The organism is Anaerobacillus alkalidiazotrophicus, from assembly GCF_001866055.1.
In genome coordinates, this window is sequence record NZ_MLQS01000001.1 from 591,701 (window position 1) to 604,148 (window position 12,448).

11 protein-coding genes and 2 pseudogenes are annotated in these 12,448 nt (G+C 35.6%); 1 reads left to right on the plus strand and 12 read right to left on the minus strand.

Annotated elements, in window-relative coordinates; translation table 11 throughout:
* Positions 1-157: 157 nt before the first annotated feature.
* Entirely contained in the window at positions 158-691 is a 534-nt protein-coding gene (locus tag BKP45_RS02860; RefSeq protein ID WP_071388267.1) for a dihydrofolate reductase family protein, read from the minus strand.
* Between the two features lie 625 nt (positions 692-1,316).
* A complete protein-coding gene (gene hmpA / locus BKP45_RS02865) occupies positions 1,317-2,552 on the minus strand; it encodes an NO-inducible flavohemoprotein (protein WP_071388268.1) in 1,236 nt (411 codons plus the stop codon).
* Between the two features lie 176 nt (positions 2,553-2,728).
* Between hmpA and BKP45_RS02870 the strand changes: the two genes are divergently transcribed.
* Complete coding sequence (locus BKP45_RS02870) at positions 2,729-3,187, plus strand: Rrf2 family transcriptional regulator (protein WP_071388269.1); 459 nt, start codon at positions 2,729-2,731, stop codon at positions 3,185-3,187.
* Positions 3,188-3,567: 380 nt separating this feature from the next.
* Here BKP45_RS02870 and BKP45_RS02875 read toward each other — a convergent pair whose 3' ends face one another.
* From BKP45_RS02875 to BKP45_RS02920, 10 genes and pseudogenes are all read right to left on the minus strand, one after another.
* Complete coding sequence (locus BKP45_RS02875; protein WP_071388270.1) at positions 3,568-3,768, minus strand: hypothetical protein; 201 nt, start codon at positions 3,766-3,768, stop codon at positions 3,568-3,570.
* A 222-nt stretch (positions 3,769-3,990) separates the two neighbouring features.
* On the minus strand, positions 3,991-4,566 hold the full coding sequence (locus tag BKP45_RS02880; RefSeq protein ID WP_071388271.1) for an HAD hydrolase family protein: 576 nt from the start codon (positions 4,564-4,566) through the stop codon (positions 3,991-3,993).
* A 120-nt stretch (positions 4,567-4,686) separates the two neighbouring features.
* Positions 4,687-5,301: pseudogene (locus tag BKP45_RS02885) on the minus strand (RNA-guided endonuclease TnpB family protein); the annotation flags it as partial.
* Between the two features lie 215 nt (positions 5,302-5,516).
* Positions 5,517-5,986: pseudogene (locus tag BKP45_RS02890) on the minus strand (helix-turn-helix domain-containing protein); the annotation flags it as partial.
* A gap of 9 nt (positions 5,987-5,995) precedes the next feature.
* Entirely contained in the window at positions 5,996-6,394 is a 399-nt protein-coding gene (gene tnpA / locus BKP45_RS02895; protein WP_071388272.1) for an IS200/IS605 family transposase, read from the minus strand.
* Positions 6,395-6,487: 93 nt separating this feature from the next.
* Positions 6,488-6,772: an HAD family hydrolase gene (locus tag BKP45_RS02900; protein WP_071388273.1), complete on the minus strand. Its 285-nt coding sequence runs from the start codon at positions 6,770-6,772 to the stop codon at positions 6,488-6,490.
* A gap of 120 nt (positions 6,773-6,892) precedes the next feature.
* Positions 6,893-7,306 carry a hypothetical protein gene (locus BKP45_RS02905; RefSeq protein ID WP_071388274.1) on the minus strand — a complete coding sequence of 138 codons (414 nt, stop codon included), beginning with the start codon at positions 7,304-7,306 and terminating at the stop codon, positions 6,893-6,895.
* 61 nt (positions 7,307-7,367) lie between these two features.
* Entirely contained in the window at positions 7,368-8,285 is a 918-nt protein-coding gene (locus BKP45_RS02910) for a hypothetical protein (RefSeq protein ID WP_071388275.1), read from the minus strand.
* A 245-nt stretch (positions 8,286-8,530) separates the two neighbouring features.
* Entirely contained in the window at positions 8,531-10,327 is a 1,797-nt protein-coding gene (locus tag BKP45_RS02915) for a hypothetical protein (RefSeq protein WP_071388276.1), read from the minus strand.
* A gap of 2 nt (positions 10,328-10,329) precedes the next feature.
* Positions 10,330-12,366, minus strand: a complete 2,037-nt coding sequence (locus BKP45_RS02920) for an efflux RND transporter permease subunit (RefSeq protein ID WP_084787556.1) — start codon at positions 12,364-12,366, stop codon at positions 10,330-10,332.
* Positions 12,367-12,448 lie beyond the last annotated feature (82 nt).

The following is a 12,448-nucleotide window of genomic DNA, read 5'->3' on the forward strand; positions in this document are numbered from 1 at the left end:
TGATGAAAGTTATTCAATATCGGACCTATAGGGGCAGTTAATCCCCAACCTAACTTTTCGATTTTCTTAAGTTTTGAGCTGGCGGTCTTACTTCCCCATAAGAGTGGGATAAATATCTAATCACGTTGTGCCACTGGACTTAACTTGTGAATTCATTTCATTTAGTAACTTTATAATGTAGTTCCACAAACTGATTGAAGGACCTTGTACCTTCTAATGACAGCTCTAATTGGTAATCTCCTTGTTTAAATAAAGGAATTCCATTTCCTAATACTGTTGGGGCGACTGTTAAAATAATCTCATCCACTAATTTTTCTTTTACGAAAGATTGAAGTAAATCTCCACCACCAACAATCCAAATATTTTTCCCTTCCTTGTTTTTAATTTTGTTCGTAAAACTAACTATATCTTCATTTATAAATCTTACATCTTCGGTATCATCCATAATCGACCTTGTAAAAACATAACATCCTTTGTTTTTATATGGAAATTCACTTGCTTTGTGTTTCATTATCCAATCGTAAGTTTTTTTCCCCATTAAAATTGTATCCACTGTATCATAAAACTCTGAATATCCATTATCTCCTTCGCCTTCTACATTAAATAACCAATCTAGTGACTCATTTTTTGTAGCTATGTATCCATCTAAACTCGTAGCAATGAATAATACTAAACTCCGTTTTTTATTCATAATCCACTTCCTCAATCAGGAATATTTGTCCGTTTTTAATGTATCAAAGTAAAACTATTATTTCAAATATCCTACTTTGTTACAATAAAAGCGCAAGCGCCTTGGTCACGAGCGAAAGGCACTGGAAGGCCTTTGACAGAAGCCGCTCTTTGGCTTCCGAAAAGGACTGAAGTGACCGAGCTCGTAGGCGCTGAAGCTAGACAGTTTCCAAGTTAGAAATTTATAAATTCTGATACTGCAAGAAAAGCGCAAGGCCCCCGCCTATCAGCGACAAACACTGGAAGGTCGACAAGTAGCGGTCTGCTCTTTGATCGCAATCTATGTGCTTCTGCGTCTGACAGCAATGCTTCGAAGTAGGCTTCCTCGAAGCATTGCTGCATGAAGCTATTCAGAGACGTTATTCAAGTAGTTATTGAAGTCCGTTGCTTGACTGAAGTGATCGAGCCGATGGCGCCTGGAGCTAGACAGTTTCCAAGTTAGAATTTTATAAATTCTGATACTGCAAAAAAGAGGAACTGCCATTACAACAGTTCCTCACCTAATACACCCTAACTTTAAAAACTTCCGGTGTTATCGAATTTTATTAAATCACTAACTTTATATTCCTTTTCAAAGGCTTCTTTTGTTAGCTATCTAATTCTCCTTGTGGCCCAAAGAATTCAAAGTGTATATCTTCATTACGTACACCCCAATCTTTTAAGGCGCTGTAAATCACTTTCATAAATGGGACTGGTCCGCAAAAATAAAATTCGGCATCATTATTTTCTAAGATAGATTGAAGATACTCAAGATCTATTAAACCTTCTTTTTGATAATCTTTTACTACTCTATCCTCTTGTGTTGGTGCTTCGTAACAGAAAAAATAGTTTGCATGGTTACTTTTTGAAGTAGCTTCGATTACCTCTTCTTTAAGGGCATGATAAGAACCATTGATTGCTGCGTGAATAAAGGTTACCTTTCTTTCAGGATCCTTTTCTACTATTGTCTTAAGCATACTAACCAATGGAGTTTGGCCAACGCCGCCACTAATTAAGACGACTGGTCGCTCAGTTTCCTGTTTAAGGATAAAATCACCAGCAGGTGCCGTAACTTCTAATACATCTCCTTCATCTACTTGATCATGGAGGAAATTAGAAACCATTCCATCAGGTAATCCATCGCGCCCTTTTTCACGCTTAACACTTATTCGGTAATAGTCTTTGAAAGGAGAATCAGATAAACTGTATTGTCTAATATGTGTATACTCTTCTCCATCAATCACTGCTTTTATGGATATATATTGCCCAGGCTCAAACTCAGATATTTCTCCACCATCTTTTGGCTTTAGGTAAAAAGATGTAATCACATCACTTTCCTTAATTTTGTTTGTTACTACGAACTTTCGATACTCTCTCCAACCGCCCTGTTTTTCTTCAGCTTCATCATACATTTCTTTTTCTACTGTAATAAACACATCTGCAATCACACCATAAGCTTCTCCCCAAGCTTGAATAATGTCATCAGTAGCAGCATCTCCCAAAACGTCTTTAATGGCCAATAGTAAATGTTTCCCAACAATCGGATAGTGCTCTGCTTTAATAGTTAAACTACGATGTTTATGGGCGATTTGTTTGACTACTGGAAGGATTGCCTCAAGATTATCAATATACATGGCAGCTGCATAAACTGTATTTGCTAAAGCTTTAGGCTGATGTCCTTGTTTTTGGTGTGCATGATTAAAAATGTTTAAAAGTTCAGGATGATTTGAAAACACCAATTCATAAAATCTTTTTGTAATGGTTTCACCATGTTCAGCAAGTACTGGAACGGTTGACTTAATAATATTTATCGTGTCTTGACTCAATGATTTTACCCCACTCATAAAAAACCCCTCCGATAAATTTTAAATATGTATTTGAAATACCTCTTTATTAAAACATCAATCAACTATAAAAGCAATATTTTAGATACATCTTTTAAGCCACGATTTATTCTTAAGAGTTAAATGTGATACTATTATAATGACAGTCTATTTTTTAAAAAAGAGGAAGATGTTTTATGCAGTTAACAACATATACTGATTATTCTCTTCGACTTCTGATCTTTTTAGGGACACAACCGGAAGGAAAATTATCAAGTATTAAAGAAATTTCCAACATTTACGGCATATCAAATAACCACTTGAGTAAAATAGTTTATGAGTTAGCACAACTAGGACTCATCAAAACCGTCCGTGGTAGAAATGGTGGCATTAGATTAGCAAAGCCACCACGAGAGATTAACATTGGTTGGGTCATTCGTCAGACTGAGGATAACCTTGATTTAGTGGAGTGTTTTAATAAAGAGCACAATAGATGTATTATTACTTCTGCTTGTGGCTTAAAACATGTACTTAAAGAGGCATTGCAAGCCTATTTCCAAATTCTTGATGCCTATACTCTTGAGGATGTAATAGTAAATTCAGGATCTTTCAATACATTATTACATTCAGAACCAATCGAAAAAACCAATTCCTAATTACAATGGATTGGTTTTATTTTTGAGTAAGGATAACCGAAAAATCATTATGCTTGTGTCAAGACTTTCGTCACACTTTTTGTTTCCGGTGAGTAACATCACTGCACTAAAAAGATGAGTACATTATCATCAATTAGTCAGATATTTCTCGCAAAAATGGTTAGTGGATTTATCGCTTTAAATATGCTACTAATTTTATTAATTACAGGTTATCGACGTCACGTAAAAGCAAGGAGATTTAGAAGAAAGTCACATATTTTAATGGCTTTTTTATTTCTTTTTTTCGTGATCATTCATATTTTTTTTACTAGAATTGAGCGATTGAGTCACAGGACGTCCCTCGTGAAGTTTTGTACGAAGAAGTACACTTCGAAGTTAGACTAGTATGCAAAATAACACAAAACCGTAAAATGCATACTTTCTCTACGTTTTGATTGATTTGACCTTTTTTCTTTCACTTGCAATTGAAAAGAGAAATGTTTAGCTTGATTGAACAAACGAAGGGCGTGCGATATAGCATTTTGCATAGTTTCTGGCAGTGTATTTTTGTAAATTCGTTTAGAAAAATATGCTCGTTTCATTTCACACACTCCTTTCGTTTATAGATATTTCTATTACACAAGAACCTTTGTTTGTATACGGTATTTTAAGGTGATTTTTTCATATTTTTTCAAACAAAAATGCCATTCAACCCCCACTTATCCGATTGCGCGTATTGAAGCGGGGGTTGAATGGCCCAAATTGATAAATTTATGATAGAGACGGAAGTAGGGACAGTGTAATAAATCACTGTCCCTAGCTTTTCACGCTAATTCCATCGAGAAATAAGAATGAATGAGATAGACCTCTATAAACTTTGCAAGAGCATCTTCTTCATGATCGCCAATAACTAAGTTAGCTGCTGCTTTTACATTAGAAGCTGCGTTCCCCATCGCAACACCCATCCCAGCATGATTAAGCATTGAAATATCATTCGGTCCATCACCAATGGTAACTATCTCGTCTTTTCGAATTCCGTATGCACGTATTAACGTTTTTATAGCAGACCATTTGGATACTCCACATGCGACTATTTCAAATCCATTCTCCCAATTGATAAGTTCCGCTTCATTAGTAAATAGCATTGATAATGAATGGTTAGCTTTTCCCGTAATTACACTATATTTTAGAACATCTCCATAGTTAGCGTGGCGCAGGTCTCCAACGTATTTAGGCTGTTTGCGACCTTCTTGGATCCATTGGTTTACGTCTCTTGACCTTTCCTTACAATAAATGCCTTCCTCTGTGTGAATAATAACGTTACACGGTTCATCAGCAGTCAACCGATGAAACTTTTCTTCATCAAGAATAACTGGTTTCTTTTGAAGTGAACTACTCACCACTTATCCGACCTTACTGTCTGATTGAAGTGGGAGCTTCTTAGGAACTAGATACTTTTACTAGCTATCTATATTTACCAAGCTTTGAGGGTAGTCCCTACCCCTTCAGAAAATACCAATTTACATGGCTAGTTTTAGCAAGTTGATACTTGCGTTTATATCTCTGTCATGATGGGTTTTACATTCTGGACAAGTCCATTCACGAAGATTCAAGGTTTTTACATCTTTGTTTTTGTAGCCACAGCAAGAACATAATTGACTACTAGCATAATTCTTAGGTGCGATGATCAAGTCACGGCCTTTCCACGTTGCTTTATAGTCAAGATATTCTCTGAATTTAGACCAAGACACTTCGCTGATGGCTTTCGCTAACTTATGATTCTTTTGCATATTCTTCACTTTCAAGTTCTCAATCACAATAACTTGGTTTTCGTTTGTGATTTCGTTACTTATCTTGTGAAGAAAATCGTTACGAGGATTTGCAATCTTTTCGTGAAGTTTTGCTACTTGTAGTCGAAACTTGTTTCGATTCTTAGAACCTTTCTTTTTCCGTGACAAAGAGCGTTGCAAAAAAGTCAATCTTTTTTCAGCTTTTCGCAACCATTTAGGGTTTTCATATTTTGTGCCATTAGACAATATGGCGAAGTCTTTCAAGCCAACATCAATACCCACTCTTGTGTCGATTTTAGGAAATAGTTGTTCATTTTCCTTAACAAGAACGGAAGCAAAATATTTGTCCCACTCTTAAGGGGCAAGTAAGACCCCCACCTCAAAACTTAAGAAAATCGAGAAGTTTAGGTGGGGGATAAACTGCCCCTAAAGGTCCGATATAGAATAACTTTCATCAGTGATAGCTGATGATTAGTTATTCTTATGCCTGTGGTATAAGTTGAACTAACAATCAGTGGGGGATGAAGGAAAACCCCCACTGATTGAAATTCAGCTTTATTAGTTGGTGTTTGGGAAATGGTTACAGACTTAATCAAACCTTGGAATAATCGATGTTGCTTGATTCGTACCAGTGTTTTTAGTTTTGGTAGCTTGATATAGCCATTCTCAATGTAGACTGTTCCCTTTTGGTTGTTCGTTGTGTAACTACGATAATTGTTTTTTTACTTTTGAATTTTGGAAATCCAACAGATTTGTCACGAAAGAAATTAGTGCATGATTTGTTTAGATTCATTTGGGCATTGGCTAAAGCAAGGCTATCTACTTCTTTTAGAAACGAAAATTCAGCTTTATATTGTGCAGGAGTAGGATATTTGATAGATTTATCAATTTTTTCTTGAGATTCCTTATAAGAATCAATTCTATCAGAAAGCATTTTGTTATACACAAAACGTACACATCCAAAAGTTTTTGCGAAAAATAGTTTCTGTTCCTCATTTGGATAAATACGATACTTATATGCTTTCACCATTCTCTACACCTACTTTCTGCCTTGTTTTTCAATATATTGCTTGATTGTTTCTATGGAAGCACCGCCTGTTGTAATCAAGCAAAAACTTCTTGTCCAAAACATTTCTTTCCAAAGTTTATTGCGGATAATAGGGAAGTCACGTTTTATCAAGCGAGAACTTGCACTTTTGTACGCATTTAGAAACTTTGACAATTCACTATTAGGATGTGCCTTGAACATTACATGAACATGGTCTTTGTCGTGATTCCAGTCTTCAATCGTAATGTTATATGACTGTCCTATTCTCTCAAAAATATCCTTTGCATAATTTGATATTTCGTCATCAAACACTTGCCTGCGGTTTTTTACTACTAGTACAAGATGATAATGCAAAAGAAAGACTGAGTGCTTATTGTTATCTAATTTCATCGCGCTAACAACCTTTCTATATGTATAGACTGATTGTAGCATGATCTTTGGCAAACACCAACCGAAAATTCATCTCCCACTTATCGTTGGGCTTCACCCTTCACACGATTGAAGTGAGAGAATTCTTTTCGGAAGCCTTGTTAAATTACCTGTATGCCCATCGTAAATTGCGGCGCCATTTAAACAAATCATAGTCGTTTGAAGTCTACGTTGCTTGTGATATGGAACGGTAATATCAAATGGTCTTCCTGTAGCAAGAAATACTTTTACACCTTGATTAATTAACATATAAATTGCTTCAGTATTCCTCTTTGAGATCTCATTTTTCTTCGTAAGTAACGTACCATCCATATCGATGAATACTGCACGAATATCCAATACGATCATACCTCCTCAATATTTTGTTAAGTTGAGCGTATCATTTATTTGTAAAGTAGATTTTAACGTAGCGTTTAGATTTCTTTAATATAAAGACAAGCTACTAAAATACTAAACTCATTACTTCTTCCATCTTGAATTTTTGTCTTGTGCATCAAACTTTACTGCTATATTTGTTCTTTTTGTGTAGTAAATTTTTTCATGATCACCTAATTTTAATTTATGATATAAGGAGCTACTAAGTATATATTTATACTCCTTATCAACTTCTATATAAAAATCTATTGACTTAGAATTATTATCACTCCACTTGTAGGTAATATACCCTTCTTTTTCTTGTAACCTACCTGTGTGTATATCAAATACGTCTAGAAGATTTGTTATCCCTATGAATAAGAACAAAACCGCTAGAAGTCGTTGGAATACCATTAAAAACATTTTTGATCTTCTTGAATTCAAGTCTTTTAAAGGAATAAAAAAGAATAATAGAGCTATTAAAGGTCCGCCAATTGCAGTGAAATAAAGCCAAAACATTTTTTCACTACCTTTCTATTCATCTAACTTCAATATTTAATTGGTACGCTGCGATCATAAATCACTGAGAATAAACCTCTTTTTCGAACGTTTTCCCATCACTATAAACTACTTTTATTCGCAAGCTTGTATATTCAAATTTTTCATCTGTAACATTTTGATACAGGTGAATGCCATGTTCTTGTTTATTGGCCTCGTCCATCCATTCACTTGGCGTTAATTTCTCTTCACGTATAAAAATGCCATCCTTAAACTTTTGTATATAAGCTTCTTGGAGATCATTAGTTCTATTACTATATGACGGTGGTGCGGAAATAGAAATATGGTATCCACCTTGATTAATGTCAACAAAAGTATCAATGGTCCCATAATATTGTGATCCTAAATAGCCAAGATCGGATGTATGAATGTCGCCACTTTTGACTACATCATCATAGGAAACAGACACATAATATAAAAGGTGATTTGGATTATTTTTTCTCATATCGTATTCTTCAATCGTTTCTACTACTTCTTCTACAGCACTATATCTATTTCCCATTGTTATACTCGTATACCACTCCGGCTCTAATTGAAGTTCAGCAGGAATACTTGCTTCAAATAAACCACGTCCGATTTCCTCTACCAGTATTGAGTGATAGTCTTGTTCGTTACCATATTTGTAATGAAACTCAACTTTAGCATCATTGATCAGCTCTTTTATTTGCCAGTTAAAGCTTAAAGTTGCTTTATTATTCTCTATGCTTTTTGTTCCTACTTCCATTTCAATTGAACTAATCCAGCTTTGCTCCCTAATAAATTCATCCATAAGATTGTACAAATGACCTGTTTGATTATCGACACTTCGCGTGATGTCTATTTGCTGATAAGAAATGGAGTCCAATCGATTTTCCAGATCGCTGAATTTCGTTAATAATCGTGCATTCATGAATAAACTTATCAATAACAGCGCAACAACAAAAAGTTTCAGATGCTTCATCTTTTTCCCTCCTCATAAACTCACTCTCTATTATAACGATTAATTGCTTAGGAAAGTTACATTTTTCCATTATATTTGATTACTGCATATCACCTTACGATTATAATTAGAAATATATTTAATTGCCACAGCCCCATTGCTTACTAGTACTTTTGTAAATGAACTCTGCAACAAAAATAAGGGAACCACAGTTATACTGAAGCTCCCTTTTTCTATAAGTCTAAAAACAAAAAAATAATTCCCGCTCACCATCTAAACAAGTCCATCAGGCGCGTCCAAAATCCTTTTTCTTCTTCTACCTGGATTTCGTTTGTTTCTTGTACTTCTTTTTTAATCCTTTCTGTTTTCATCACAAACTGGACAAGGTTGATCTTTTCATTTTGAGAAGACACAAAGGATATGGCATCGAAATCAGATTTATCATATTCTGCAATCATCCGATCGATCTCCTCTTGCACTTGTGTAGGTAATTCGCTTGTTGCTTCATATAGTTGATTTGTACCATCATATAGTTCACCTACACCATCCTCTAACTTTGCTGTTCCTGTTGATAGTTCTACAATTCCAGCATGTAAGTTATGATATGAATTGGATAATTGACCAACACCTTTTGTATAGCTAACAAGGCCTTTATGAAACTCTTGATAATTGGCGGAAAACGCAGCTAATCCTTCTAGTAGTTGTGCCAAAGACTCGAGATCGTCCATACTTTCTAAAGTAGACGAAAGTTCATGACCGACAAATGCCAGTGAATTCCCCATATCTATCATAGATCCACTCATTGCCTCTAGGATCTCATCTACTCCGATAAAAGCTTCATTCGTCATAGAATAAGTCTCTCTGACAATCTGTGCAGCAGAATACGTCTCGATCAATTTATCAATGATCGCAGGGTCGGCACCACTTACATATAAGCTATTCATATCTTCTTCACTAATCTCAAAACTCGGAATGGCTCCAATTGCATCATCTAATTTATCAAAGGCTAACGTGTAATTCTCCTTTAGCGTAGCTAATCCATCAGCTGTTTCGAGAAGTCCATTCGCTAATTGCGTTAGCCCTCCAGGAAGATTCTTTAGATCACTTACATCTATTCCTCCGGGTAAATCTTGAAGAGATGTACCAATTGTCGCAAGAGCTTTGTTAATGGAATTTGAAGCATGAACAAGATCCCCAGATGATTGATCGATTTCACTCATTCCATTTTTAAAATCTAATGAACCGTTTCGTAGGCTACTAACACCTTTGTTAAGATCAGAAACACCATTCTTTAATTGTCCAACACCATTGTTAATTCCTTTAATTGCATCTGTTAAAGACTTCATTTCTTCCGTCATTTCATCAATATCTGGGGAATCAATCGCAAATGACGAAGGAACCGCGGCAATTTCAATCCCTTCTAACTCGAAATCCAGGACATCTGCTTTAAGATACAATTCTTCTTCATGATCTGGCATAACTGTAAAAGTGATTTGCTTATTTTTTCCGGCATTAGCGATCATTCCATCTGATATCTCAATGTCACGATAGATATCAGGATCAAGCATGAGGGATATTTGTAATAGATAATGCTCAAAAAAGACAGGATCGACATTTTCATTAGCTGACGTTTTAATCGTTATTTTTAGATGTCCATTTTTTCCCACATGTTCACTTGGTACGATTTTCTCGCCATCTAATTCATAAGAAATGGAAATATCCCATGGTATTTCTCCATCTTTTATGTTTCCTTGATAATAAAACTTTCCTTTAGTGGCATTAATTCGAATCGTATCATCAACATATACGATCTCTGATAAATCAGTTAAATTTTTAATATTATCATAGGTACCATAATCAATAATTATCCCTGGTTTTGTAACATCTAATGAATTCACGATATAGATCTCATGCAGCTCACCATTCGCATGTAAATTTGCATACACCACTTCATCCTTCGACGCCAACTCTCCGGCTATTTCAATCGTTTCGGCTAGAACAAGAAATGACGGCAATAGTAGACTTATAGCGAGAAGGACTAGCAATAATCGTTTTTTTCTCATCATCATTTCTCCTCATAAAAGTTTGCTTTATAGGTAGTTTTATTAATAACTTTATCCAATACCAATAGCATCGCTGGTAAGAAACAGAGAACCAAAATAAAAGCTAGCATTGCTCCTCTTCCAAGCAGTAATCCAATTGAGGATACGATCGGGTTAGAAGATGTAGCCCCTAAAATAAAGCCTACGCTTGATAATATGGAAGCAGAAATAGAAATTGAAAATGTTTTTTCGTCCAAAGTTTCCTTAATTGCCTTTCGTGCTGACATTTCTTTACGCTTCTCTTTATACGCCTCCGTGAGTAAAATCGCATAATCTACCGTAGCCGCAAGCTGTACAGTACTAATAATTAAGTACCCTACAAAAACTAACGAAGTATTGGTGAAATATGGAATTGAGAGATTGATCCAAACGGCAGACTGTATCGTGATGAGTAAGATTAAAGGAATGGAAATTGATTTAAAGGTAACAAGTAAAACGATAGCAATCGTTATGACTGTTACTATATTTACAACCCTATTGTCCCTGTTAACCGTATTTTTCATATCGTATAATGTGACACTCTCACCAAGGCTAAGGCCCTCAGCTCCATAATAAACGTTCACTTTTTCCTGTATCGCTTCTACGACAGAAAAAGGGACGTCTCCTTCCTTACCAGTGTTCTTATGAATAATAATCCTGCTATAGTTTTCTGAAAAAAATTCATTCTTTATTGTTTCATCTAGAAATTCAGGTGGGATAACGGTACCGACTGTACTTACATAGGAAATGACACTCGTAACATGGTTCAGCTTCTGTAGCTCTTGTACTAGTTCAGTCTCTCTAACCAAATCTCCTTTAGGTACTAATAAAACAATTGGGGTTAGCTCCCCAAATGCCTCTTCAATCATGTTAAAATCACTACCTGCACGCGTGCCCTCTGGTTGATCACCAAGACCATACATAAAGTTCGTATTACTTTGCGCTAGAAAACTCGGAATAAAAATAGCAAAAACAATGATTAAGCTTGGGATTTTAATTTTTAACAGACGAGCTCCAATTCCTTTGAAGCTTGGAACAAAATTTTTATGTTGCGTTTTATCTACCCATTTGTAAAAAAATAAGGTGAACGCTGGTAAGAAAACCATCACACTAATATAACTTAAGAATATCCCTTTGACTAAATTTACTCCAAGATCTGATCCAATTTCGAACTTCATTAGCGTCAGCGCCATAAATCCAAAAAACGTTGTTGCTGCACTTGCCGTAATCGCCGGAAAAGATTTCTTCATCGCAAGCTCCATCGCTTCTTCAGGATTATTCGTTTGCTTCCTAGCATCTGAAAAACTATGAAGCAGAAAAATCGCATAATCTAGCGAAACCGCTAGTTGTAAAATCGGGGCAACAGATTGTGTAACAAAAGAAACTTCCCCTATAAAAATGTTTGTACCTAAGTTAATAAGTACTGAAACTCCAATGGCCACCAGAAAAAATACTGGCTCTACCCAAGAGGTAGTTGATAAAACAAGGATCAGTATAATAATAGGGACTAACAGTAATGCCGCATAGAGCGATTCTGAACCTGCCATTTTTTGTGATATAGCTGTATCTAAAGCATCACCAGCCATGGAATTCTCTTCACCGATTAATTTATAAATCTCCTCGGTAATCGCAACTTCATCCCCATCTCTTACACTAAATGAAAAAAGTGCTTTGCCGTCCTTATAATAGCTTTCTACCGTCTCTTGGTCTGCCATTTCTAATGGCACTTTTAAATCAATGACATTATCCAGCCATATAACATCTGAAACCCCATCAATACTCGCGAGCTCCTCTTTATAAACAAGTGCTTTCTGTATGGTTACATCGTTGATCATCACTCTTGTATTTGGTACAGAGGCTGTAAATTCCTCTTCCATTATTTTCATCGCTCGAGTAGATTGCGCATCTTCTGGCAAGTAATCCACCATATTATAATTTACAGAAACAAAAAATTGCGCCACAGCAGAGATCATTGCGATGAGCACAAAAGTGAATACAATTAACTTTTTATGTTTGATCATTCGTGCTGCTATACCAATAATCGTTCATCCTCTCTTGCCCTATCCTATTTTTCACTTTATCATTATATAGACACAGTGTTGG